Annotated in this window: 22 protein-coding genes; 15 read left to right on the forward strand and 7 right to left on the reverse strand. The window is 65.0% G+C overall.

The features are described 5' to 3' along the window. The first annotated feature begins 57 nt into the window (after positions 1-57). Positions 58-510: a YaiI/YqxD family protein gene (locus E8F06_RS18980; RefSeq protein WP_280370022.1), complete on the forward strand. Its 453-nt coding sequence runs from the start codon at positions 58-60 to the stop codon at positions 508-510. 141 nt (positions 511-651) lie between these two features. Here the strand turns inward: E8F06_RS18980 and E8F06_RS18985 are convergent, their stop codons facing one another. The 3 genes from E8F06_RS18985 to E8F06_RS18995 form a co-directional block, all read right to left on the reverse strand. Further along, positions 652-1122, reverse strand: coding sequence for a thioesterase family protein (locus E8F06_RS18985; RefSeq protein WP_280370024.1), 471 nt, complete (start codon positions 1120-1122; stop codon positions 652-654). A gap of 134 nt (positions 1123-1256) precedes the next feature. Further along, positions 1257-1913 carry an isoprenoid biosynthesis glyoxalase ElbB gene (elbB, locus tag E8F06_RS18990; RefSeq protein WP_280370026.1) on the reverse strand — a complete coding sequence of 219 codons (657 nt, stop codon included), beginning with the start codon at positions 1911-1913 and terminating at the stop codon, positions 1257-1259. Positions 1914-1926: 13 nt separating this feature from the next. After that, positions 1927-2757: a dienelactone hydrolase family protein gene (locus tag E8F06_RS18995; RefSeq protein WP_280370028.1), complete on the reverse strand. Its 831-nt coding sequence runs from the start codon at positions 2755-2757 to the stop codon at positions 1927-1929. A 221-nt stretch (positions 2758-2978) separates the two neighbouring features. Between E8F06_RS18995 and E8F06_RS19000 the strand changes: the two genes are divergently transcribed. Beyond that, positions 2979-4214 carry a sterol desaturase family protein gene (locus tag E8F06_RS19000; RefSeq protein WP_280370030.1) on the forward strand — a complete coding sequence of 412 codons (1236 nt, stop codon included), beginning with the start codon at positions 2979-2981 and terminating at the stop codon, positions 4212-4214. Here E8F06_RS19000 and E8F06_RS19005 read toward each other — a convergent pair whose 3' ends face one another. Next, a complete protein-coding gene (locus E8F06_RS19005) occupies positions 4215-4775 on the reverse strand; it encodes a DedA family protein (protein ID WP_280370031.1) in 561 nt (186 codons plus the stop codon). Positions 4776-4997: 222 nt separating this feature from the next. On the opposite strand from E8F06_RS19005, the gene hemB reads away from it, so the two are divergent. Further along, on the forward strand, positions 4998-6011 hold the full coding sequence (hemB, locus tag E8F06_RS19010; protein ID WP_280370033.1) for a porphobilinogen synthase: 1014 nt from the start codon (positions 4998-5000) through the stop codon (positions 6009-6011). Positions 6012-6031: 20 nt separating this feature from the next. Beyond that, positions 6032-8257, forward strand: a complete 2226-nt coding sequence (gene ppk1 / locus E8F06_RS19015) for a polyphosphate kinase 1 (protein ID WP_280370035.1) — start codon at positions 6032-6034, stop codon at positions 8255-8257. Between the two features lie 106 nt (positions 8258-8363). Here ppk1 and ppx read toward each other — a convergent pair whose 3' ends face one another. Further along, complete coding sequence (ppx, locus tag E8F06_RS19020; protein WP_280370037.1) at positions 8364-9866, reverse strand: exopolyphosphatase; 1503 nt, start codon at positions 9864-9866, stop codon at positions 8364-8366. A 362-nt stretch (positions 9867-10228) separates the two neighbouring features. On the opposite strand from ppx, the gene trxA reads away from it, so the two are divergent. The 4 genes from trxA (at position 10229) to E8F06_RS19040 (ending at position 14645) form a co-directional block, all read left to right on the forward strand. Further along, positions 10229-10555: a thioredoxin TrxA gene (trxA, locus tag E8F06_RS19025; protein ID WP_044873156.1), complete on the forward strand. Its 327-nt coding sequence runs from the start codon at positions 10229-10231 to the stop codon at positions 10553-10555. 265 nt (positions 10556-10820) lie between these two features. Next, entirely contained in the window at positions 10821-12080 is a 1260-nt protein-coding gene (rho, locus tag E8F06_RS19030; RefSeq protein WP_190829340.1) for a transcription termination factor Rho, read from the forward strand. A 130-nt stretch (positions 12081-12210) separates the two neighbouring features. Beyond that, positions 12211-13677, forward strand: coding sequence for a 4-hydroxy-3-polyprenylbenzoate decarboxylase (gene ubiD, locus E8F06_RS19035; protein ID WP_151138251.1), 1467 nt, complete (start codon positions 12211-12213; stop codon positions 13675-13677). Next, complete coding sequence (locus E8F06_RS19040; protein WP_280370039.1) at positions 13677-14645, forward strand: CDP-6-deoxy-delta-3,4-glucoseen reductase; 969 nt, start codon at positions 13677-13679, stop codon at positions 14643-14645. Before ubiD ends, E8F06_RS19040 begins: the two co-directional genes overlap by 1 nt. Before the next feature lies 1 nt (position 14646). Here the strand turns inward: E8F06_RS19040 and E8F06_RS19045 are convergent, their stop codons facing one another. Then, positions 14647-15552, reverse strand: coding sequence for a LysR substrate-binding domain-containing protein (locus tag E8F06_RS19045; RefSeq protein ID WP_280370041.1), 906 nt, complete (start codon positions 15550-15552; stop codon positions 14647-14649). 218 nt (positions 15553-15770) lie between these two features. Here E8F06_RS19045 and E8F06_RS19050 point away from each other — a divergent pair, with 218 nt between their 5' ends. The 7 genes from E8F06_RS19050 (at position 15771) to E8F06_RS19080 (ending at position 24185) form a co-directional block, all read left to right on the forward strand. Beyond that, entirely contained in the window at positions 15771-16889 is a 1119-nt protein-coding gene (locus tag E8F06_RS19050) for an ABC transporter ATP-binding protein (RefSeq protein WP_280370043.1), read from the forward strand. A 12-nt stretch (positions 16890-16901) separates the two neighbouring features. Then, on the forward strand, positions 16902-17825 hold the full coding sequence (locus E8F06_RS19055; protein WP_280370045.1) for an ABC transporter permease: 924 nt from the start codon (positions 16902-16904) through the stop codon (positions 17823-17825). Next, a complete protein-coding gene (locus E8F06_RS19060; protein WP_190829730.1) occupies positions 17825-18631 on the forward strand; it encodes an ABC transporter permease in 807 nt (268 codons plus the stop codon). The genes E8F06_RS19055 and E8F06_RS19060 overlap by 1 nt, the downstream gene beginning before the upstream one ends. Before the next feature lie 20 nt (positions 18632-18651). Next, positions 18652-19686 carry an extracellular solute-binding protein gene (locus E8F06_RS19065; protein WP_280370048.1) on the forward strand — a complete coding sequence of 345 codons (1035 nt, stop codon included), beginning with the start codon at positions 18652-18654 and terminating at the stop codon, positions 19684-19686. A 163-nt stretch (positions 19687-19849) separates the two neighbouring features. Then, on the forward strand, positions 19850-21310 hold the full coding sequence (locus E8F06_RS19070; RefSeq protein ID WP_280370050.1) for an amidase: 1461 nt from the start codon (positions 19850-19852) through the stop codon (positions 21308-21310). 23 nt (positions 21311-21333) lie between these two features. Then, positions 21334-22653, forward strand: coding sequence for a malonyl-CoA decarboxylase (locus E8F06_RS19075; protein ID WP_280370052.1), 1320 nt, complete (start codon positions 21334-21336; stop codon positions 22651-22653). An 8-nt stretch (positions 22654-22661) separates the two neighbouring features. Next, complete coding sequence (locus E8F06_RS19080; RefSeq protein ID WP_280370054.1) at positions 22662-24185, forward strand: malonyl-CoA synthase; 1524 nt, start codon at positions 22662-22664, stop codon at positions 24183-24185. A gap of 211 nt (positions 24186-24396) precedes the next feature. Here the strand turns inward: E8F06_RS19080 and E8F06_RS19085 are convergent, their stop codons facing one another. After that, a complete protein-coding gene (locus tag E8F06_RS19085; protein ID WP_280370056.1) occupies positions 24397-25374 on the reverse strand; it encodes an NADPH:quinone oxidoreductase family protein in 978 nt (325 codons plus the stop codon). Positions 25375-25434 lie beyond the last annotated feature (60 nt).

The following is a 25434-nucleotide window of genomic DNA, read 5'->3' on the forward strand; positions in this document are numbered from 1 at the left end:
ATGGAGGGCGAGGGGTGTAAACTCTTCGCCCTTTTTCCTATCTGCGGAAGCTATCCCATGCGCGTCTGGATCGATGCCGATGCCTGCCCCCGGGGGGCCAAGGACCTGGTGATCAAGTTCGCCCTGAAGCGCAAGTTCGAAGTGGTGCTGGTGGCCGGGCAGAGTCAGGTCAAGCCAGCCTTCGCCTGCGTGCGCCTGGTGGTGGTGCCCAGTGGCCCGGACGCGGCCGATGACTACCTGGTGGAGAATGCCGTGCCCGGCGAGCTGGTGATCTGCAGCGACGTACCGCTGGCCGATCGCCTGGTGAAGAAGGGCGTGGCGGCGCTCGACCCGCGCGGTCGCGAGTTCGACGAGCGCAACATGGGCGAGCGGCTGGCGGTGCGCAACCTGCTCACCGACCTGCGCGACCAGGGCCAGATGGGTGGTGGCCAAGCGGCCTATGGCGACCGGGAGCGACAGGCCTTCTCCAATTCCCTGGACCGGCTGCTGACGAAACTGAGCCGGGGCTAGCGCTCAGTGCCCTGATCCCTCTCCGGGCGGAGCAGCGCTGGCGTCTGAGCATGTCAGTGCACGGGGCTGGGAGGTGGCGTTGAGCTGGCCGGCGGTACCCAGCCGCAACTGGATGTCGGGCGGCCGTCTGCGCCCGGACGCTCAACCGCAGAGGTAGGTGCCGGTACCCACCGCCACCAGGGTGCCGTCGTCGGCGTGCAGTTCCGAACGCACCACGGCGACCTTGTTGCCCGAGCGCAGCAGCACGGCGGTGGCGGTGAAGTGCCGGCCCCGACCGGGGCGCAGGTAGTCGATGCGCAGATCGATGGTGCCGAGTTTGGACAGCCGCTCCATGCGCTCAGCTGTGGATAAGTGCTGGTGCCGCTCGAAGGCGCCGATCAGTGCCATGGCGCCGCCTACCACGTCGAGCAGGCTGGAAATCACGCCACCGTGGAGGATGCCGTGGACGAAGTTGCCGATCAGTTCGTCCTTCATCGGCAGGTGCATCACCACCTTTTCGGTGGTCATCTCTCCAAGTTGGATGCCGAGTACGCGATTGAAGGGAATGCGCTCGAAGAACCCGGCGACGGCCTGTTGCAGTTCCGGGGTGAGGATGAAGTCGGTCTGGCTCATGGCGCCTCCTGTGAGCATCGATGGCCCGACGCTGCCCTAGTTGCGGCAAAGGTGCCAAGGGGGACGGCGGGAGAGGCGGGCGGATTGGCCGGATCGACACGAAGCGGGCGGCTGGAGCCGCCCGCTCGGGGACATCAGTGGGCCAGTTCCAGCACCCGGTCCACCAGTTTGTAGATGCCGGCGGCGGCCTCGCTGATCGATTGCGCGAGCATGTAGGCCGGGGTGGTCACCAGCTTGCGCTTGTGGTCTTCCACGATTTCAGCGACCACGCAGTCGACATGCTGGGCGCCCATCTCGGCCAGGGCGGCGGCGGTGCCGGCATCGTTGCCGATGGTGCAGGTCACGCCTTCGCCGTAGATCTTCGCCGCCAGCGCCGGAGCGATGCAGATCAGCCCCACAGGCTTGCCGGCCTCGGCGAAGTCGCGGGCCGCGGCCAGCACGTCGGGCTGCACGATGCAGTTGGCGCCGCTGATGGCGAAGTCGGAGAGGTTCTTCGCCGCGCCGAATCCACCGGGAACGATCAGGGCGTCGAAGTCGGCGGCGGCCAGTTCACGCACATCCTTGATTTCGCCGCGGGCGATGCGCGCCGATTCCACCAGCACGTTGCGGCTTTCCGGCATCTCTTCGCCGGTGGTGTGGTTGATCACGTGGTGCTGCGCGATGTTCGGGGCGAAGCACTGGACCTTGGCGCCGCGCTGGTCCAGGCGCAGCAGGGTGATCACGCTCTCGTGGATCTCCGCGCCGTCGTAAACGCCACAGCCGGACAGGATCACGGCAACTTTCTTGGTCATGGACATCTCCAGGTCATTGGGCCGGTCCGAGGTTCTCGCGCAGGAACGCCAGTGCGCGTTGCTGGGCATCCTGGGCCGGGCCGGGTTGATAGGTATTCAGGTCGCTGCGCTGGTCGAAGACGTGATCGGCATTGCCGTACTGCACCAGCTGCAGGCGATCGCCAGCGAGCTGGTCGAGGGCCGAGAGGCATTGCTGGTGGTCGGTGACGTGGTCCTTGCCGCCAAGGAACATCAGCACCGGGGCGTTGTGTCCGAGGCCGTCGCGTAGGTGGGCGGGGAAGCCGCAGTAGGGGTAATAGGTGATCACGCCGCGCACGCCGGCCAGCGCGCCCTTGCCGGTGGCCGGGAATCCGTGGCCGGCGCTGCCGTCGTAGGAGAGCGCGTCGAGGATGGTCCAGCCGCCGTGGGAGTACCCGAGAAGTGCCAGCCTGTCGCTGTCGATGGCCGGATTGCGCCGAGCCAGCGCCAGGGCAGCGTAGACGTCGATGGCGCGTTCATTGCCCCACAGGCGTTTGCCGTCGCACACCGGCCGCCAGTCTTCGATGCCGCGCGCGGCATGGCTGTCGACGAACATCACGGCGTAACCGGCGGGCAGCAGCCAGCTTTTCACGTTGCGCATGAACAGCGCGCTCTGGCCGCTGCAGCCGTGGAACACCAGCACGGTGGGGAAGGGGCCGGTGCCCTCCGGGGTGAACAGGCTGAGGTGCGGCGCCAGGCGCTGTTCTGCCGCCGGCAGGTCGGCGGTCTGCGGCAGCAGCGCAGCACGATAGGGATAGAGTCCGAGCAAGGCCGCGCAGGCCAGGAGAAGCAGGGCGATCAGGGCGGGTTTCAGGAGTTTGCGCATGCTGTCGTCATATGCCGCTTGGGTTGGCACGCCATGCCGAGGGGGAAGGCTGGTTGCGAGAGTAGCATCCCGGGTACTGGACGAATGCCGCCAGCGCGGCGGCGTATCGGACAGACCCTGACGAGCAATCCTAGCAGGCCGGGGAATCGGGTCGCGAGCACCGCGCCAACCCCCTTCGCCGCCTGTGGGTCACCGGACAAGAACGACGACAAGGCTGCCCCATGAACTATGTCCTTTATGCCGTGCCTTTCTTCTTCCTGCTGATCGGTATCGAACTGATCGCCGACCGCCTGCGCGGAAGGAGCAGCTATCGCACCGCCGACGCCCTGAACAGCCTGAGCGCCGGCGTGCTGTCGACCACCAGCGGCTTGCTGACCAAGGTGGTGGGGCTGTTGACCTACACCTTCGCCTGGCAGCACCTGGCGCTTTTCGAGATGTCCGCCAGTAGCCTGTGGGTGTGGTTGCTGGCCTTCGTCTTCTATGACTTCTGTTACTACTGGAACCACCGCCTGGGCCATGAGCGCAACGTGCTCTGGGCCGCTCATTCCGTGCACCACCAGAGCGAGGAGTACAACCTCTCCACCGCCCTGCGCCAGACCAGCACGGGCTTTCTCTTCGGCTGGATCTTCTACCTGCCGATGGCCATCGCCGGCGTGCCGCCCCTGGTGTTCTTCACGGTGGGCGCGCTGAACCTGCTCTACCAGTTCTGGGTGCATACCCGCCATGTGCCCAAGCTCGGCTGGCTGGAGTGGATCTTCATCACCCCGTCCAACCATCGTGTCCACCATGCGCAGAACCCGGTGTACATGGATCGCAACTACGGTGGCGTGTTCATTCTCTGGGACCGCCTGTTCGGCACCTTCCAGGAGGAGCTGGACGAAGAGCCGGTGATCTTCGGCGTGACCACGCCGCTGGCCAGCTGGAACCCGCTCTGGGCCAACCTGCAGTTCTACGTGCAGCTCTGGCGCGACGCGGTACGCGCCGAATCCCGCTGGGACAAGCTGCGCATCTGGTTCATGCGCACCGGCTGGCGCCCGGCGGACGTGGCCGAGCGTTATCCACAGGCCAAGCCCGACCTGTCGCGCTTCATCAAGTTCGAGGTGCCCCTGGGCCGTGCGCAGAAGTGGTACGCCGGGCTGCAGTTCGCCCTCTACGTGGTGGCCGGCACCTGGCTGCTGGGCACTGGCGACAAGGCGTCGCTTACCGGACTCTGGCTGGCCTGGGCGTGGATGGCCTTCGGCCTCTACGCGATTGGTACCTGGCTGGAGAACCGCCCCTGGGCGCGCTGGCTGGAGCTGGCGCGGCTGGCGCTGAACTGGCCGGCGCTCTGGGCGGGCGCAGCGCTCGGGCTGTTGCCGATGGGGGCGATGGGGTGGGGACTGCTGGGGCTGTACAGCCTGGTCAGTCTGCTTGCGCTGTTCGGCCTGCCGCGCCGCGAGGCGGCGCTGGCCGTCTGATCAGGCTTTCCTGCCGTTGTTGCGCAGGCGGCGCCTCAGCCAGAGGAGGCCGCCGATGGCCAGCAGGCCGCCGAGGACCATCAGCTCGTAGCGCTTGAGGTTGCCGAGCATGCCTTCGAGCACGGCGCCGAAGTGGAAGGCGGCGAAGCCCAGGGCCAGGGCCCAGATCAGGGCGCCGATGCCGTTGAGGATCAGGTAGCGCAGCGGCGGATAGCCGGACAGGCCGATGGCCACCGGCATCACGGTGCGCAGACCGTAGACGAAGCGGAAACTCAGGACCCAGATGTCCGGGTGGCGGCGGATGTGCGCCAGTGCGCGGTCGCCCATGGCTTGCCAGCGCGGCTTGCGCGCAAGGATCTGACGGCCCTTGTGGCGGCCCAGGTAGTACCAGAGCTGGTCGCCGGCATAGCTGCCGAAGAACGCCGTGGCCACCACGGCGTTGATGTCCATGTAGCCCCGGAAGGCAAGAAAGCCGGCCAGGACCAGGATCGTCTCACCCTCGAAGAAGGTGCCGAGGAAGAGGGCGAAGTAGCCGAAATCCTGGAGAAATTGTTGCAGCATGGTTGGGGTGCGCAGCGAAATGAACGCGAAGCCTAACCGGGATGGCGCCCCGGGAAAAGCTCCGACCGGTGCCGAATGCCATCAGATTGACCGCGGACAATGCCCATCTACCTCCCCAGCGGTCGACGCGACCGCGGGTCGCTGTCCCGGATTGTTACCATTCGGTCATAATCGGCCCTTATATTTGTCACACTGCGTCCGTTCCGGGCCCTGGAGTCTGCTGTGAGCTTTACCCCCGCCAACCGCCTGTTCCCCGCAACCCGCCTGCGCCGCAACCGCCGTGACGATTTCTCCCGCCGCCTGGTGCGTGAAAACGTCCTGACCGTCGACGACCTGATCCTCCCGGTATTCGTGCTGGACGGTGAGAACCGCCGCGAAACCGTGTCCTCGATGCCTGGCGTCGAGCGCCTGTCCATCGACCTGCTGCTCAAGGAAGCCGAGGCCTGGGTCGAGCTGGGCATTCCGGCACTGGCGCTGTTCCCGGTGACTCCGCTGGAGAAGAAATCCCTCGACGGCGCCGAAGCGTGGAACCCCGACGGCATCGCCCAGCGCGCCATCCGCGCCCTGCGTGACCGCTTCCCGGAGCTGGGTGTGATCAGCGACGTGGCCCTGGACCCGTTCACCACCCACGGCCAGGACGGCATCCTCGACGAGAATGGTTACGTGCAGAACGACGTCACCGTCGATGCGCTGGTCAAGCAGGCGCTGTCCCACGCCGAAGCCGGCGCCCAGGTGGTGGCCCCCTCGGACATGATGGACGGCCGCATCCAGGCCATTCGCGAAGCCCTGGAACTCGCGGATTTCCCCAACGTGCGCATCATGGCCTACTCGGCCAAGTACGCCAGCGCCTACTACGGCCCCTTCCGTGATGCGGTCGGCTCCGCCGCCAACCTCGGCAAGGCCAACAAGGCCAGCTACCAGATGGACCCGGCCAACACCGACGAAGCCCTGCACGAGGTCGCGGCCGACCTGGCCGAAGGCGCCGACATGGTGATGGTCAAGCCGGGCATGCCTTACCTCGATATCGTTCGTCGGGTGAAGGATGAATTCCGCGTGCCGACCTTTGTCTATCAGGTCAGTGGTGAGTACGCCATGCACATGGCGGCGATCCAGAACGGCTGGTTGAGCGACGCAGTCATCCTCGAATCCCTGGTGGCCTTCAAACGCGCCGGCGCCGATGGCATCCTCACCTATTTCGCCGTACGCGCCGCAGAAATGCTCAAGACGGGAGCCTGATCTCCCCCCAGGAACTGCAGATGAACACTGAAGGACTCAACCCCAGCGCTTTGCTCGAACCCCTGACGGAGGCCACCGAAGTTCCGGTGGCTCCTCCGGCCCCCGAGGCCCCTGTCGTCGACGCGGTGCCTGCTGCCACGGCGCCCGTGCCGGCGCCGCTGGTGGTGCCGAGCCTGGATGACACCAGCCTGTACATCCATCGCGAACTGTCCCAGCTGCAGTTCAACATCCGCGTGCTGGAGCAGGCGCTGGATGAGTCCTATCCGTTGCTCGAACGCCTGAAGTTCCTGCTGATCTTCTCCAGCAACCTCGACGAGTTCTTCGAGATCCGCGTCGCGGGGCTGAAGAAGCAGATCACCTTTGCTCGCGAACAGGCCGGCGCCGACGGCCTGCTGCCGCATCAGGCGATGGCGCGCATCAGCGAAGTGGTGCACGAGCAGGTCACCCGCCAGTACAGCATCCTCAACGACATCCTGTTGCCGGAGCTGGCCAAGCATCAGGTCAACTTCATTCGCCGCCGCTACTGGACCGCCAAGCTGAAGGCCTGGGTGCGTCGTTATTTCCGCGACGAGATCGCGCCGATCATCACCCCCATCGGCCTGGACCCGACGCACCCGTTCCCGCTGCTGGTGAACAAGAGCCTGAACTTCATCGTCGAGCTGGAAGGCGTGGATGCCTTCGGCCGCGACTCCGGCCTGGCGATCATCCCCGCGCCGCGCCTGCTGCCGCGCGTCATCCGCGTGCCGGAAGACATCGGTGGACCGGGCGACAACTTCGTCTTCCTGTCCTCGATGATCCACGCCCATGCCGATGACCTGTTCCCCGGCATGAAGGTGAAAGGCTGCTACCAGTTCCGCCTGACCCGTAACGCCGACCTCTCGGTGGACACCGAAGACGTCGACGACCTGGCCCGCGCGCTGCGTGGCGAACTCTTCTCGCGCCGCTACGGCGACGCGGTGCGCCTGGAAGTGGCGGACACCTGCCCGAAGAACCTCTCGGACTACCTGCTCAAGCAGTTCAACCTGGGCGAGAGCGAGCTGTACCAGGTCAACGGCCCGGTGAACCTGACCCGTCTGTTCAGCATCACCGGTCTGGAAAGCCATCCGGAACTGCAGCACCCGACGTTCACGCCGGTCATCCCCAAGCTGCTGCAGAAGGCCGAAAACCTCTTCAGCGTCGTGGGCAAGCAGGACATCCTGTTGCTGCACCCCTTCGAATCCTTCACCCCGGTGGTGGACTTCCTGCGCCAGGCCGCCAAGGACCCGAACGTCCTGGCGATCAAGCAGACCCTCTACCGCGCCGGCGCCAACTCCGAGATCGTCGACTCCCTGGTGGAAGCGGCGCGCAACGGCAAGGAAGTCACCGCGGTGATCGAACTGCGTGCGCGTTTCGACGAGGAATCCAACCTGCAGCTGGCGAGCCGCCTGCAGCAGGCCGGCGCCGTGGTGATCTATGGCGTGGTGGGCTTCAAGACCCACGCCAAGATGATGCTGATCCTGCGTCGCGAGAACGGTGAGCTGCGCCGCTACGCCCACCTGGGCACCGGTAACTACCACGCCGGCAACGCGCGCCTGTACACCGACTACAGCATGCTCACCGCGGACGATGCGCTCTGCGAGGACCTGCACAAGCTGTTCAACCAGCTGATCGGCATGGGCAAGACGCTGCGCATGAAGAAGCTGCTGCACGCGCCTTTCACCCTGAAGAAGACACTGCTCGACATGATCGCCCGCGAAGCCCAGCACGCCAGCGAAGGCAAGCCGGCGCACATCATGGTCAAGGTCAACGCGCTGACCGATCCCAAGGTCATCCGCGCCTTGTACAAGGCCAGCCAGAGCGGCGTGCGTATCGACCTCGTGGTCCGTGGCATGTGCTGCCTGCGCCCGGGTATCCCCGGCGTGTCGCACAACATCCAGGTGCGCTCGATCATCGGCCGCTTCCTCGAACACAGCCGGATCTACTACTTCCTCAATGGCGGCGACGAGAAGATGTACCTCTCCAGCGCCGACTGGATGGAGCGCAACCTCGACATGCGTGTGGAGACCTGCTTCCCGGTGGAAGGCAAGAAGCTGCTGACCCGCGTGAAGAAGGAGCTCGAGGCCTACATCAGCGACAACACCCAGAGCTGGGTGCTGCAGCCGGATGGCCGTTACCTGCGCAACAGCCCGAGCGGCAACCAGAACTCGCGCAACGCCCAGGCGACCCTGCTGGACAAGCTGACCAACCCGCCAATCAGCGCACGCTGAACGCGGACATGAAAACGGGGCCTTCGGGCCCCGTTTCTTTTCGTGCTGTGGATAACTTGCCAGCGGCCCAGTGGAAAGCGTTTGCCTTCCACCGATTGCCGAGTACTCAGCTCACCTTCAGTTCGAAGTCGATGCGCTTCAGCCACTCGGCTTCCTGCTCGAAGTCCGCCTGGGTCAGCGGGTTGGCCTCTAGCCAGTCTTGCGGGAATTGGACCTGGAGTGTGTTGTCGGTTGCCGTGAGCTTCACTTCTGGCATGGCCGAGGTGCCGCGGATGTGGTGGAACAGGATGGCGAAGCGCAGGAGTACGCAAAGGCGAAGCAGCTTCACGCCTTCCTCGCCGAACTCGGCGAAGCGGTCCTTGGGGATGTTGCGGCGATGGCCACGCACCAGCAGCGCCAGCATCAGCTGGTCCTGGCGGGAGAAGCCGGCGAGGTCCGAGTGCTCGATCAGGTAGGCACCGTGCTTGTGATAGTGGTAGTGGGCGATGTCCATGCCGATTTCATGCACGCGCGCGCCCCACAGCAGCAGGTCTCGGTGCCAGTCATCTTCCAGCCCCCAGCTGTCGGCGACTTTCTCCAGGGCTGCCAATGCCTTGGCTTCGACCCGCGCGGCCTGCTCCAGGTCCACGTGGCAGCGCTCCATCAGTGCGCTCAGGGTGCGCTCGCGAACGTCCTCGTGGTGGTGGCGGCCCAGCAGGTCGTAGAGCACGCCTTCGCGCAGGGCGCCTTCGGAATGGGTCATGCGCGTGAGATCAAGGGCTTCGAAGATGGCTTCGGTGATCGCCAGGCCAGCCGGGAAAATCGGGCGGCGGTCCGGCTTGATGCCGTCCAGGTCGATTTTTTCCACGTCGCCGAGCTTGAACAGTTTGCGCTTGAGCCAGGCCAGGCCCTCCGGGTTGATCTCGCCATTGCCGAGCCCCGCGGCCTGGATTGCCAGGCCAACGGCGCGGATGGTGCCGGAGGCGCCGACGGCCTCCTGCCAGCCGAGGCGGCGCAGGCTGTACTCGATGCCCATCAGCTCCAGACGCGCGGCAGTGTAGGCCTGCGCATAGCGCGCCGGGGTGACCTTGCCGTCGCGGAAGTAGCGTTGGGTGTAGCTGACGCAACCCATCTGCAGGCTTTCTCGCAGTTGCGATTCGAAGCGCTGGCCGATGATGAATTCGGTACTGCCGCCACCGATGTCCGCCACCAGGCGGCGACCGGGTGTGTCCGGCAGGGTGTGGGAGACGCCCAGGTAGATCAGGCGCGCTTCTTCGCGACCGGAGATGACTTCCACCGGGTGTCCGAGGACTTCTTCGGCGCGGCGGATGAACTCGGCGCGGTTGTGCGCCTCGCGCAGGGCGTTGGTGCCGACGATGCGTACCGCGCCTTCCGGCAGGCCGGCGATCATCTGGGCAAAGCGGCGCAGGCATTCGAGGCCGCGCAGCATGGACTCTTCGCTGAGGTTGCGTTCTTCGTCCAGGCCGGCTGCCAGTTGGACCTTGTCGCCAAGCCGTTCCAAGATGCGGATCTCACCATGGTCGACCTTGGCTACCACCATGTGGAAGCTGTTCGATCCGAGGTCGATGGCGGCGATCAGGGACGGGATTTCGGCAGGCTTTTGCGGCATGGTTTCGGGTCTCGAGGCTGAACCGCGCAATCCTGCCACGGTTGTCCGGTCGAGCCAATGCGAATAGAGGTACGTTCGTACCAATGTGGCGCGAGTCTGGAGCAGTGGGATGGAGGCGGCTTTCTCTGGCGAATGACTGGCTGTCCACACTATAGGTGGGATATGACAGTCGCGCGTTGCCGGTTCCGATTGTCCGCCAGCCTGGCATCCTGACCGGTAGCCGGATTGACGCCGGTGGACGCATCCATCAGTTTTACCCGATGCCGCCATAGCAAAGCTCAATCACCACTGGCTTTCGGTCCCAGGAAAGCCGGGATATGATGGCTCCACTTTTTTGCTTCCGAACACGGAGAGATCCTTCCATGAGCGAATTCATCACCAACGTCTCTGATGCCAGCTTCGAGCAGGACGTGCTCAAGGCCGACGGCGCGGTGCTGGTCGACTACTGGGCCGAGTGGTGCGGTCCCTGCAAGATGATTGCTCCGGTCCTCGACGAAATCGCCAAGGACTACCAGGGCAAACTGAAAGTCTGCAAGCTGAACATCGACGAAAACCAGGACACTCCGCCGAAGTACGGCGTGCGTGGCATCCCGACCCTGATGCTGTTCAAGAACGGCAACGTCGAAGCCACCAAGGTAGGCGCCCTGTCCAAGTCCCAGCTGGCCGCCTTCCTCGACGCCAACATCTGATTCCGCGCGGCCTCCAGCGCCGCCGGAACAGTATCTGAAGCGTCCCGGAGAAGCCCCGCGAAATGCGGGGCTTTTTCATTGGACTGCACTAGACTCCCCGTTGCGCCGGTGTTACATTCGGACCGCTGCTCGTTCTTGCAGCCCTCCACGCCGTCGCCGACGCACTCCTAATTCGAATAAGCACAGCGATCCTGTCGCCTTCTTTGCGGCGCGGCCTAAAAAGCTAAACGCTTTCCCTTCTCCTTTTTCTACCAACGTCATTCCTATGAATCTGACCGAACTCAAGCAAAAGCCGATTGGCGAACTTCTGGAAATGTCCGACGCCATGGGCCTGGAGAACATGGCCCGCTCGCGCAAGCAGGACATCATCTTCGCCCTGCTGAAGAAGCACGCGAAGAGCGGCGAGGAGATCTCCGGTGACGGCGTGCTGGAGATTCTCCAGGACGGCTTCGGCTTCCTGCGCTCCGCCGACTCTTCCTACCTGGCCGGCCCCGACGACATCTACGTCTCGCCCAGCCAGATCCGTCGCTTCAACCTGCGAACCGGCGACACCATAGTCGGCAAGATTCGTCCTCCGAAGGAAGGCGAGCGTTACTTCGCGTTGCTCAAGGTCGATTCCATCAACTTCGATCGCCCTGAGAACGCCAAGAACAAGATCCTGTTCGAGAACTTGACTCCCCTGTTCCCCAATGAGCGCCTGAAGATGGAAGCCGGCAACGGCTCCACCGAGGACATCACCGGCCGTGTGATCGACCTTTGCGCGCCGATCGGCAAGGGACAGCGCGGCCTGATCGTCGCCCCGCCGAAAGCGGGCAAGACCATCATGCTGCAGAACATCGCGGCCAACATCACCCGCAACAACCCCGAGTGCCACCTGATCGTCCTGCTGATCGACGAGCGTCCGGAAGAAGTGACCGAGATGCAGCGCACCGTGCGCGGCGAAGTGGTCGCCTCCACCTTCGACGAGCCGCCGACCCGCCACGTGCAGGTTGCCGAGATGGTGATCGAGAAGGCCAAGCGCCTGGTCGAGCACAAGAAGGATGTGGTCATCCTGCTGGACTCCATCACCCGCCTGGCCCGTGCCTACAACACCGTGATCCCGAGCTCCGGCAAGGTGCTCACCGGTGGTGTCGACGCCCACGCCCTGGAGAAGCCCAAGCGTTTCTTCGGTGCCGCCCGCAACATCGAGGAAGGCGGCTCGCTGACCATCCTCGCCACTGCGCTGGTCGAAACCGGCTCGAAGATGGATGAAGTCATCTACGAAGAGTTCAAGGGCACCGGCAACATGGAACTGCCGCTGGACCGCCGCATCGCCGAGAAGCGCGTGTTCCCGGCCATCAACATCAACAAGTCCGGTACCCGCCGCGAAGAGCTGCTGACTGCCGAAGACGAACTGCAGCGCATGTGGATCCTGCGCAAGCTGCTGCACCCGATGGACGAGATCGCCGCCATCGAGTTCCTGATCGACAAGCTGAAAGACACCAAGACCAACGACGAATTCTTCCTGTCGATGAAGCGCAAGTAAGTCTTGGATGTGCCGCAAAGGCCGGGGAAACCCGGCTTTTGCGTTTCTGCACTAGCCCTTTGTCCTTCTGAATAACCCAGTTCGGCGCTAAACTTTGCGCCCCGACCTGCACGCCCCAAGAGGCTCAAGCATGCAGTATCGCGATCTGCGCGAATTCATCAGCGGCCTGGAACAGCGTGGCGAGCTCAAACGCATCGCCACTCCGGTTTCGCCTGTGCTGGAAATGACCGAAATCTGCGACCGCACCCTGCGCAAGCAGGGGCCGGCGCTGCTTTTCGAAAAGCCCACCGGCTTCGATATCCCAGTGCTCGGTAACCTCTTTGGCACCCCCGGCCGCGTCGCCCTGGGAATGGGCGCCGAGGATGTCGGCGAGCTGCGTGAAATCGGCAAGCTGCTGGCCTTCCTCAAGGAGCCCGAGCCGCCCAAGGGCCTGAAAGACGCCTGGTCCAAGCTGCCGATCTTCAAGAAGGTCATCGCCATGGCACCCAAGGTGCTGAAGGATGGCCCTTGCCAGGAAGTGGTGGAGGAGGGCGATGACGTCGACCTCACCAGGCTGCCGGTGCAGACCTGCTGGCCGGGCGACGTCGCCCCGCTGATCACCTGGGGCCTGACCGTCACCCGTGGCCCGAACAAGGAGCGGCAGAACCTCGGTATCTATCGCCAGCAGGTGATCGGCCGCAACAAGGTCATCATGCGCTGGCTGAGCCATCGGGGCGGCGCGCTGGACTACCGCGAATGGTGCGCGAAGCACCCGGGCGAACCGTTCCCCGTGGCGGTGGCCCTGGGGGCCGATCCGGCGACCATCCTCGGCGCCGTGACCCCGGTACCGGACACCCTGTCCGAGTACGCCTTTGCCGGCCTGCTGCGGGACAACCGCACCGAACTGGTGAAGTGCATCGGCAGCGACCTGCAGGTGCCGGCCAGTGCCGAAATCGTCCTCGAAGGGGTGATCCACCCCGGCGAAATGGCTGACGAAGGTCCCTACGGCGACCACACCGGCTACTACAACGAGGTGGACAGCTTCCCGGTGTTCACCGTTGAGCGCATCACCCGCCGGCAAAAGCCGATCTACCACAGCACCTATACCGGCCGGCCGCCGGATGAGCCGGCCATCCTCGGCGTGGCGCTGAACGAAGTCTTCGTGCCCATACTGCAGAAGCAGTTCCCGGAGATCGTCGACTTCTACCTGCCGCCGGAAGGCTGCTCCTACCGGATGGCGGTGGTGACCATGAAGAAGCAGTACCCGGGCCACGCCAAGCGCGTAATGCTGGGTGTCTGGTCGTTCCTGCGACAGTTCATGTACACCAAGTTCGTCATAGTCACCGACGACGACGTCAATGCGCGGGACTGGAACGACGTGATCTGGGCCATCACCACGCGCATGGACCCCAAGCGCGACACGGTGATGATCGACAACACGCCGATCGACTACCTGGACTTCGCTTCGCCCATCTCCGGCCTCGGTTCGAAGATGGGCCTGGACGCCACTCACAAGTGGCCGGGCGAGACCAACCGCGAATGGGGTCGGGTGATCGTCCAGGACGAAGCGGTCAAGCGCCGCGTCGATGAGCTCTGGTCTTCTCTGGGAATCGATTGATGCGTGTCACCCTGCAACCTTCCGGCGCGGTCATCCAGACGGCTCCCAACGAGCGCATCCTGGATGCGGCGCGCCGGCTCGGCTACGAGTGCCCTCAGAGCTGCCGCAACGGGAACTGCCATGTTTGCGCGGCCCTGCTGGTGGAAGGGCGGGTACGCCAGAACGGTGCCGAGCTGAGCCAGGGTGAGTTGTTCACCTGCCTGGCCGAGCCCCTGGAAGACTGCGTGCTGCACTGGGATGGCGTGCTGGCCCCGGGCGAACTGCCGGTGCGGGACATGAGCTGCCAGGTCAGCGAATGCGTGGAAGTGGGTGGCGACGTCTGGCGCGTGCGCCTACGCGCGCCGGCCGGTAAACCGCCGCGCTATCACGCCGGGCAGTACCTGCTGATCGAACGTGACAGTGGTGAGTCTTCGGCGTTCTCCATGGCCTCGGCGCCGATTGCCGGGCGGGACATCGAACTCCACATCCTCGGACGTGAGAACAGCGCCAAGGCACTGCTCGCGCAACTCCAGCGCACCGGCATCGCCAGGGTGAAGATGCCCTTCGGCGATACCCACCTGGCGGAGCTGCCCGATGGCCCCCTGGTGCTGATCGCCGCCGGTACCGGCATGGGACAGATACACAGCCTGATCGAACACTGTCGCGCCACCGGCTTCAAACATCCGGTGCACCTGTACTGGGGCGTGCGCCAGCCGGACGACTTCTACGAACTGGCCCATTGGAAAGACTGGCAGGGCCTGGAAAACCTGTTCCTGCACAAGGTAGTCAGCGACCCCTGTGATTGGCAGGGTCGTCGTGGCCTGCTGCATGAAGCGGTGTGTGAGGACTTTCCTGACCTCAAGCAGTTGCACGTCTATGCCAGCGGTTCGCCGGCGATGGTGTACGCCACCCTCGATGCCCTGGTGGCGGCCGGGATGGATGCCCACCAGATGCGCGCCGACGTCTTCGCCTACGCCCCGCGAGGCTGATTCAACTGCCTGGCGTCGGAGCTGCGAATTCCTCCTGTAGCGCCGCACGGATCCAGCCTTCGAACCACTCCACATCGGCGCTCACCGGACCCGGGGGCAGCAGCAGCTGGTAACTCTCCAGCTGCACCTCCTCCGCCAGCGGGCGTACCAGGGTGCCGGCGGCCAACTGGTGCTTCACCAGTACCGCGTTGGCCAGGGCGATACCGTGGCCGGACTCGGCCATCGACAGGGCATGGTCATTGCTGACGTAGAGCACGTCCGAACTCACCCGCAGCGAGAGGCCGACGGTGGACAGCCAGAGATTCCACCATTCGCCGTCGTCCACATGGATCAGCTTGTGCTGTGCCAGCTCGCTGACGCTGTTCAGCGGGCCCTGTTCGGCCAGGTAGGACGGCGAGCACACCGGGAACACCGTCGGACGGATCAGCGTGCTGTGGCACTGTGAGTAGACACCCGGCAGACCGTAGACGATGCCCAGGTCGGCGCTCTTGCCGTCCACTTCGGTGAAGGTCGGGTTGGGTTCGACCGCCACCTTCATCCCCGGTCGCTGTTGGCGCAGGGATTCCAGGCGCGGCATCAGCCAGCGTTTGGCGAAGGCCGGCACCACCATGATCTTCAGCCAGCGCGCCGCGCCGCCGGGGGCGAGTTCGTGGCCGGCGTCGGCAATCTGCTGCAGGGCTGTGGATATCTTCGCGTAGTAACGCTGCCCGGCCGGAGTCAGGCTCACCCCGCGCGGGGTGCGTTCGAGCAGTTGGACGCCCAGCCAGTCCTCCAGCAGCCTCACGTGACGGCCGATGGCTGGCTGGGTGACGTGAAGGACCTTGGAGGCCGCGACATAGCTGCCCAGCCGGGCGGCAGCCTCGAAGGCGCGGACGGCATTGAGCGGTGGAAGACGCTGGATGGACATGGGTCTGGACCTCGGTGAGAGCTGTTAATTTTTTTAATATCGAATGTAAGAAAATTGAGCTTTTCGCTCAATCAGCTTTCTCCGAATATCCATCCCAGCAGCACCACAACAATCGGAGCCGGTAACACGGCCAGCGCTGCATCCGGCGTTTCTCTAGTCCTGCCAGAACAACTACAAGACCCCCCGCCCGCCAGTGGGGTAGGAACCGGAGGTTTCACATGAGTGCCCTGCATAGCCTGCAGACGGTAGCGGTTTCGATCCGCTCCGTGCGCAAGGTTTACGGCGATCCGGCCAGCGGTCCCGTCGCGCTGAAATGCGTCGATCTGGACATCCGCGACAACGAATTCTTCACCCTGCTCGGCCCCTCCGGCTGCGGCAAGACCACCCTCCTGCGCATGATCGCCGGCTTCGAGTTCCCCACCGCTGGGGAAATTCGCCTGTACGGCGAGAACATCGCTGACCGCCCGCCATTCGAGCGTCCGGTGAACACGGTGTTCCAGCACTATGCGCTGTTCCCGCACATGACCATCGCCGAGAACCTGGCCTTCGGCCTCGAATCCCACCCGATGGGCAAGCGCATGGGCAAGGCGGAGATCGCCGAGCGCGTCCGCGAGATGCTCGCCCTGGTACAGATGGAACGCTTCGCCCAGCGCAAGCCGACCCAGCTGTCTGGCGGCCAGCAGCAACGCGTTGCCCTGGCCCGCGCGCTGGCGCCGCACCCGAAGGTGCTGCTGCTCGACGAGCCGCTTTCGGCGCTCGACCTCAAGCTGCGCCAGGCCATGCGCGAGGAACTGAAGGCAATCCAGGCCAAGACCGGCATCACCTTCATCTTCGTCACCCACGACCAGGAAGAAGCCCTGACCATGTCCGACCGCATCGCCGTGCTCTCCGAGGGCGAGGTGCAGCAGGTCGGCCGTCCTGACGAAATCTACGAGCGCCCGCGTAACCGCTTCGTCGCCGACTTCATCGGCGAGACCAACTTCCTTCCCGCCCGCGTTGAGAACTTCATTGATGAGCGCGCGTACTACCGCATCGCCGGCGACCAACTGATCGAGGCCGGTAGTCGCGAGGGCCTGAGGGTCGGCGCCGAGGTCACCCTGTCGATCCGTCCGGAACGCCTGCAATTGGTGAGCGAAGACACGCCGACGGCGACGCCGTGCAGCATCGTCGCGCAGATCTACCTGGGTACCGACCTGCAATACCAGGTCAGCCTTGCCGACGGCACTCGCCTGACGGTCCGCGCGCCCAACAGCGCCGGCCAGCGTCAGCGCCTGGTGCCCGGGCAGCGTGCCGGGTTGCTGTTCGAGAAGGGCAGCGCCAGCGTCCTGGTGGACTGAGCGGGGGTGAGCATGAACGAGTTATCCACAACCGGCGGTTCGCTGGAGCGGCGCAAGGCGCTGCGCAGCTTCCTCGGCGTGTCGCCCGCGTTGGTTTCCATCGGGCTGTTCCTGATCGTGCCGATCTTCATCGTGGTCGCCTACTCGCTGATGCAGGCCAACCCCTACGGCGGGGTGAACCAGCAGTTCAGCATCGACGCCTACGTGTCATTGCTGTTCGAGCGCCAGTTGGACGACAGCCTGGCCTTTGCCGACTCCTACCTGGTGATCGCGCTGCGCTCCATCGGCATCGCCGCTGCGACCACGCTCATCACCCTGCTGGTGGGCTTCCCGGTGGCGGTCTGGTTGGCGATGCAGCCGGCGCACCGGCGCGGCCTGCTGATCTTCCTGATCACCGTGCCGTTCTGGGCCAATCTGCTGATCCGCACCTACGCCTGGATCCTGCTGCTGCGCGGCACTGGCGTGGTCAACGGCACCCTGATGAGCCTGGGCGTAATCCACCAGCCGCTGGACCTGCTGTACACCGACGGCGCTGTGCTGCTGGGCCTGGTCTACACCTACGCGCCCTTCGTGGTGCTGCCGATCTACTCGACCCTGGAGAAGATGGACATGCGCCTGCTCGAAGCCGCCCAGGACCTCTACGCCGGGCGCATCCGCACCCTGCGCAAGGTCGTCCTGCCCATCGCCCGGCCGGGCATCCTCGCCGGCGCCATCCTCACCTTCGTGCCTTGCCTGGGCGCGATGATCGCCCCCGAGCTGCTCGGCGGCGGCACCAAGATGATGCTCGGCAACCTGATCTTCCGGCAGTTCAGCGATGCGCGGAACTGGCCCTTCGGCGCGGCCCTGTCGCTGGTGCTGATGGCCGCGGTGATGCTGGTGCTGATGTTCTATGCGATGCGCGCCGAGCGCCTGCGCATCGCCCGGGGAGGTGAATGATGCTTTCGCTGCTGTTCAAGCGCCGTCTCGGCGTACAGGACTTCCCCGGCTTCGGCGGGCTGAGCTTCCTGTTCTACCTGTACCTCTACGCGCCCATCGTGGTCCTGGTGGTGCTGTCGTTCAACGCCAACCAGTCCGCCACCGTGTGGACCGGCTTCAGCCTCGACTGGTACCGCGCCGCCTTCGCCAACCAGGCGCTGCGCCAGGCCGCCGGCAACAGTCTGCTGATTGCCGTGTGCGCCAGTGTGATCGCCACCGCGATCGCCACCCTGGCCGCGCTCGGCACTTCGCGTGGGGCCAAGTTCAAGGGCATGCGCCTGTCCATGGGGGCGATCATGCTGCCGCTGGTGCTGCCGGAGATCGTGGTCGGCGTCGCTACCCTGGCGCTGTTCTCCACCCTCGGCCTGTCGCTGGGCTACGGCAACCTGATCATCGCCCACACGGTGTTCTGCATCCCGTTTGCCTACTTGCCGATCCGCGCCCGGCTGAACGACATGGACCTGTCCCTGGAACAGGCTGCCGCCGACCTTTACGCCGGCCCCTGGCGGACCTTCCGCAAGGTCACCCTGCCACTGCTGACACCGGGCATCGTCTCCGGGCTGATGCTGGCCTTCATCGTCTCGCTGGATAACTTCGTGATCTCGATGATGGTCTCCCAGGCCGGCACCACCACCTTGCCGATCTTCATCTTCGGCCTGCTGCGGATGGGCGTGACGCCCGACGTGAATGCGGTCTCGACCCTGATCCTCGGCGTTTCCGTGCTGTTCGTAACCCTGTCCTACCTGCTCGGCAAGAAAAAGGCCTGAGCCCACTCTCGGAGTTGAACATGAGCAAACTGATCGCTGCTGTAGGGGCCACGCTTTCGCTGGGCCTGGCCGCCGGTGCACAGGCCGCCGAACAACTGAACGTGGTGAGCTGGAGCGGCTACTTCTCGCCGCCGATCCTGGAGAAGTTCGAGAAGGAAACTGGCATCAAGGTGACCGTGGATTCCTATGACTCCAACGAGACCCTGCTGGCCAAGTTGAAACAGGGCGGCACCGGCTACGACGTGGCCATTCCCTCGCACCAGTTCGTGCCGATCCTGGTGCAGGAGAAACTGCTGGAGCGCTTCGATCCGGTCAATCAGCCGTACTACGCGAATATCGAAGACAACCTGAAGAAACCCACCTGGGACCCGGAAGGTGCCTACGCCGTGCCCTTCATCTGGGGCACCACCAGCGTGGTGCTCGACAGCGCCAAGTACAGCGGTCCGGCCGACAGCTACTCGGTGCTGTTCACTCCGCCCAAGGAGCTGCAGGGCAGGATCAACATGTTCGACTCCTCCAGCGAAGTGATCGACACCGCCAGCCTCTACCTGGGCATCCCGCTGTGCAGCGAGGACCCCAAGCAGATGCAACAGGTGCTGACCCTGCTGAAGAACCAGAAGGGCTTCGTGAAGACCTACAGCTCCAAGGCCGGCTCGATCCGCGAGAACCTGGCCTCGGGCGAAGTCGACATGTCGATGTTCTGGGGCGGCTCGTCGATGCGCGCGCGCGAAATGAAATCCAGCCTGAAGTACCTCTATCCGAAAGAGGGCGTGATGGCCTGGGTGGATAACCTGGTGATCCCGGCCGGGGCGAAGAACCCGGAGAACGCGAAGAAGTTCATCGCCTTCCTCAGCCAGCCTGAAAACGCGGCGATGACCCAGAACTTCCTCAAGCACCAGAGCCCGATCAAGGGCGTGGAACCCTTCCTCGACGCCAGCCTCAAGGATGCGCCCGAGCTGCACATCCCCGAGGGCACCAAGGTGGTGTTCAGCAAGACCTGCGGCGAAGGCGCGATCCGTCTGGCCGACCGGATCTGGACCAACCTGATGCGCTGATCCCGCCACGGGACCACGGCATAGCGATGTGCGTCTGCACCACCTCGGCGCAGCGGCATCGCTCGGCCTGAAGAACGCAACAAGCCCCGCCATCGCGCGGGGCCGCTGAACCCGACTAAACCTTCCCGCCTGCGGGAAGCCCTGATGAAAAAGGCCGCGCTCCATGAGCCAGTACAAGCACAACAACGAACTCGTCCAGCTCCAGGCCCATGAGCTGGCCGAACGCATCCGCCAGCGCCAGGTGTCCTGCCGCGAAGTCATGCAGGCTCATCTGGCGCAGATCGAGCGCTACAACCCGGCGGTCAACGCCATCATCAGCCTGCAGCCCGAAGGGCAACTGCTGGCCGAAGCCGACCAGCGCGACGCCGAACTGGCGCGCGGCGAGTACCGCGGCTGGATGCACGGCCTGCCGCATGCAGTGAAGGACCTGTCGCTGACCCGAGGCATTCGCACCACCCTCGGCTCGCCGCTGTTCCGCGACTACGTGCCCGAGCGCGACGGCATCATGGTCGAGCGCATCAAGGCTGCCGGCGCGATCATCATCGGCAAGACCAACACCCCCGAATTCGGCCTGGGTTCGCACAGCTACAACCCGATCTTCGGCACCACCGGCTGCGCCTATGCACCGGAGCGCACGGCCGGCGGCAGCAGTGGCGGTGCGGCGGCGGCGCTGGCCCTGCAGATGGTGCCGGTGGCCGACGGCAGCGACATGATGGGCTCACTGCGCAACCCGGCGGCCTACAACAACATCGTCGGCTTCCGTCCGTCCCAGGGCCGCGTGCCCTTCGACGACAGCGCTGACCTGTTCATCGACCAGCTCGGCTACGAAGGCCCCATGGGCCGCAGCGTGCGCGATGTGGCGCTGCTGCTGTCGGTGCAGGCCGGCTTCGATGCGCGTGCACCGCTGTCCATCGCTGAATCCGGCGAGCAGTTTGCCGGCAGCCTGGAACGCGACTTCAAGGGCGCGCGCCTGGGCTGGCTGGGCGACCTGGGCGGCCACCTGCCGATGGAGCGCGGGGTGCTGGAGTTGTGCCGCAAGTCCTTCACCGATTTCGAAGCCATCGGCTGCCAGGTCGAAGACTCCGCGCTGGGCTTCTCCGCTGAGCGCCTTTGGGACACCTGGCGCACCCTGCGCCACTGGATGGTCGCCGGCTCCCTGGGCGCGGCCTACGCCGATCCGGCCAAGCGCGAGCAGCTCAAGCCCGAGGCCATCTGGGAAGTGGAGAACGGCCTGAAACTCTCGGCCGTGGACGTGTTCCGCGCCTCCGCCGCACGCAGCGACTGGTACCGCGCCATCAGCAAGCTGTTCGAGCGCTACGACTACCTGCTGCTGCCCAGCGCCCAGGTGTTCCCGTTCGACAAGACCTGGGATTGGCCGAAAGAGATCGCTGGAAAGTCGATGGACACCTACCACCGCTGGATGGAAGTGGTGATCCCGGCCACCCTGTCCGGTTGCCCGGTGGCCAACGTGCCGGTGGGCTTCAATGAACAGGGTCTGCCCATGGGCTTGCAGATCATCGGCCGGCACCAGGCCGACATGGCCGTGCTGCAACTGGCCCACGCCTACGAGCAGGCCTCGCGCTGGTATCAGCGCTGCCCGCCGTCGCTACTCGTGCGGGACTGAACAATCGCCAGAAGGGGTGACGCATGAACACCAGCTTCTTCCAGGATCTTCTGCAAAGCATCACCGAGCGAGGCCGGCAATTGCTGGACTCACGCGAGCCGCCGCCGGGCAATGCTCAGGCGTTGGCCGAAGCCAGCCGCAAGCTGATTTCCAGTCACGGTGAAGCCTCGGGTGTGGCGCTGGCGCAGCAGGTGCTGTGCGCCTACCGCGACTGCCCGCAGGCGCAGCAGAAGGCCTTCTTCGACATTCTCCTCAAGGACTTCGCGCCGCCCCACGATGCACTGGCCGAAGCCTGCCAGCGCTATCTGGACGACCCGTCGGCGAGCAACATCACGGCGCTGTTCCAGGCCAGCGAGCCGCCGCGCCAGGAGCTGTTCCGCCGGCTCAACCAGGCGCCTGGCGGCACCGCCGAGCTGATCGCCATGCGTCGTCTGTTGCTGCAGGAACTCAAGGGCAGGCCCGACCTGGCGGCCGTGGATCACGACCTGCAGCACCTGCTGGCCTCCTGGTTCAACAGGGGCTTCCTGGTGCTGCGGCGGATCGACTGGTCGACCCCGGCGTCGATCCTGGAAAAGATCATCAAGTACGAAGCCGTCCACGCCATCAAGGACTGGGACGACCTGCGCAGCCGCCTGCAGCCGGCCGACCGCCGCTGCTTTGCATTCTTCCACCCGGCACTGGCCGACGAGCCGCTGATCTTCGTCGAGGTGGCGCTGACCCGCGCCATGCCCGGCGCGATTGCAGACATTCTTGAGCCTGGCTCCGAGGCGCAACCTGCGGAAGAACCGGACACCGCGGTGTTCTACTCCATCAGCAACTGCCAGGACGGCCTGCGCGGCATCTCCTTCGGCAATTTCCTGATCAAGCAGGTGGTGGAAGAGCTGGCGCGGGAAGTTCCCGGCCTGCGCCAGTACGTCACCCTGTCGCCGGTGCCCGGTTTCCGCCGCTGGCTCGATGGCCTGGGCGACGATGCGCAACTGGGCGCGGCCGCCGCCGACCTGCTCAAGGCGCTCAAGCCCGACGCACCACCACCGCCGCGCACTGAGCAGCCACTGCTGGCGCTGGCTGCCGAATACTTCCTGCACGCCAAGAATGGCGCCGGCCTGCCGCTGGACCCGGTGGCGCGCTTCCACCTCGGCAACGGCGCCCGCCTGGAACGCCTGAACTGGCGTGGCGATCTCTCCGCCAGTGGCCTGCGCCAGGCCGCCGGGCTGATGGTCAATTACCGCTACGAGCTGCGCCAGATCGAGAAGAACCACGAAGCCTACGCCAACCAGGGCGCAGTCACGGCCTCCCCTGAGGTCCGCAAGCTGGCCACCCTGTCGGCGAAAACAAAACGCTAGGACTCACCATGAACCAGAGCCTTTTCGCCGAAGTCGGCAAACACCTGCCCAGTGACCTTTCCAAGCCCTTCATCCGTACTTCGGACGGTGGCGGCTACAGCTATGCCGAGATGCTGCGCAGCACCTCGCAGTTCGCCCACGCGCTGGTCGAGCTTGGCGTGCAGCCGGGCGACCGCGTGGCCGTGCAGGTCGACAAGAGCCCCGAGACGGTGATGCTCTACCTCGCCGTACTGCGTGTGGGCGCGGTCTACCTGCCGCTCAATAGCGGCTACACGGGCGAGGAATTGCGCTACTTCCTCGATGATGCCGAGCCCTCGCTGTTCGTCTGTGCGCCGGCCTTCGAAGCGCAAGCCCGCGAACTTGCACAGGCCAGCGGCGTAGCCCGCGTGGCGACCCTGGGCGATGCCGGCGACGGCTCGCTGATGGACGCGGTGCAAGGCAAGCCGGGGCGCTTTGCCGACGTGCCGCGCGCCTCCACCGACCTCGCTGCGATCCTCTACACCTCCGGCACCACCGGGCGCTCCAAGGGCGCGATGATCAGTCACGGCAACCTGGTGTCCAACGCGCGCGCGCTGGTGGATTACTGGAAGATCAGCCCCTCCGACTGGCTGCTTCACGCGCTGCCGATCTTCCACATCCATGGCCTGTTCGTGGCCATCAACAGCCTGTTGATGGCCGGCGGATCGATGCTCTTCCTCGCCAAGTTCGACGCCGCGGAAATCCTTCGCCTGCTGCCGCAGGTGAACCTGCTGATGGGCGTGCCGACCTTCTACACCCGCCTGCTCGACCAGAGCGGCCTGACCCGCGAAGTGGTGGCGCACATGCGCCTGTTCATCTCCGGTTCCGCGCCGCTCACCGCCGAGACCCACAAGGCTTTCTTCGAGCGCACTGGCATGGCGATCCTGGAACGCTACGGCATGACCGAGACCGGCATGAATACTTCCAACCCGCTGGATGGCGAGCGTATTGCCGGCACCGTCGGCTTCCCGCTTCCAGGCGTCGAGCTGCGTATCACCGATCCGGGTGTCGCCGAGCCGACCCAGCTGCCGCAGGGCGAGCCGGGGATGATCGAGGTGCGCGGGCCGAACGTGTTCCAGGGCTATTGGCGCATGCCGGAGAAGACCGCCGAGGAACTGCGCGCCGACGGCTACTTCATGACCGGCGACATCGGCTTCATCGACGCCAAGGGCTACGTGCAGATCGTCGGGCGGAGCAAGGACATGATCATCAGCGGCGGCTACAACGTGTACCCGAAGGAGCTGGAGCAGATCCTCGACACCCTGCCGGGCGTGGCGGAATCGGCGGTGATCGGTGTACCGCACCCGGACTTCGGCGAAGGCGTCACCGCCGTGCTGGTGGCGAGCAAGGATCACACCCCGACCGAAGCGGAAATCCTTGCTGCACTCGATGGCAAGCTGGCGCGCTTCAAGCAGCCCAAGCGCGTGGTGGTCGTCGACGCCCTGCCACGCAATGTGATGGGCAAGGTGCAGAAGAACGTGCTGCGCGAGCAGTTCAAGGCGCTGTATTCCTGAGCCTCCGGCGTTGCAGGTTGTTCGCGAACCCCGGACTTGGAATCGCCCCGTCGTACAGGGTGACTCTGTCCCCTCACCCCAACCCTCTCCCGGAGGGAGAGGGTTGGGGTGAGGGGGGCCGCCAGCGCCAATGTCACCCATACAAAAGCCCCGCTCACGCGGGGCTTTTTTGTCTTCGTAGGAGCGGATGAAATCCGCTGCTACGAAAGCATCAGCGGACTTCGACCACCACCTTGCCCACTGCCTGGCGCGTGGCCAGGGCATTGATCGCATCGCTTGCGCGCTCCAGCGGGAAGGTCTGGGACACCAGCGGCTTGAGCTTGCCTTCGGCGTACCAGGCGAACAGCTGCTGGAAGTTGGCCAGGTTGTCCTGGGGCTGGCGTTGGGCGAAGGAGCCCCAGAACACGCCGACCACCGAAGCCCCCTTGAGCAGTGCGAGGTTCACCGGCAGTTCGGGAATGCGGCCGCTGGCGAAACCCACCACCAGCAGGCGGCCATTCCAGTTGATCGAGCGCACGGCCGCATCGAACAGGTCACCGCCCACCGGGTCGTAGATCACGTCGGCGCCCTGGCCACCGGTGAGTTCCTTGACGCGATCCTTGAGGTTTTCCTCGCTGTAGTTGATCAGCGCGTCGGCACCCGCGGCCTTCGCCACTTGCAGCTTTTCCGCGCTGCTGGCGGCGGCGATCACCCGGGCGCCCATGGCTTTGCCGATTTCCACTGCCGCCAGGCCGACGCCACCGGAAGCGCCGAGTACCAGCAGGGTTTCACCGGGCTGCAGGTTGGCGCGCTGCTTCAGGGCGTGCATCGAGGTGCCGTAGGTCATGCCGAAGGCGGCGGCGGAGTTGAAGTCGATGCCCTTGGGAATCGGCATCACGTTGTACGACGGTACCGCCACCTGCTCGGCGAAGCTGCCCCAGCCGGTCAGCGCCATCACCCGGTCGCCGGGCTTGAGGTGGCTGACCTTTTCGCCCACCGCCGCGACGACGCCAGCCGCTTCACCACCCGGGGAGAAGGGGAAGGGCGGCTTGAACTGGTACTTGCCTTCGATGATCAGGGTGTCGGGGAAGTTGACCGCGGCGGCATGCACATCGATCAGGATTTCATTTTTCTTGGGTTCGGGGCTGGCGACTTCCTCCAGCACCAGGGTGTCGGCGGGACCGAAGGCTTTGCACAGGACGGCTTTCATCGCGGAGCTCCTTGGCGTGGGGCGTTGGCCCCGGACTTGTGGCCTTGCAGTGTAGGTGGG

This window comes from Pseudomonas sp. BN411, from assembly GCF_029871235.1.
Lineage (GTDB): Bacteria > Pseudomonadota > Gammaproteobacteria > Pseudomonadales > Pseudomonadaceae > Metapseudomonas.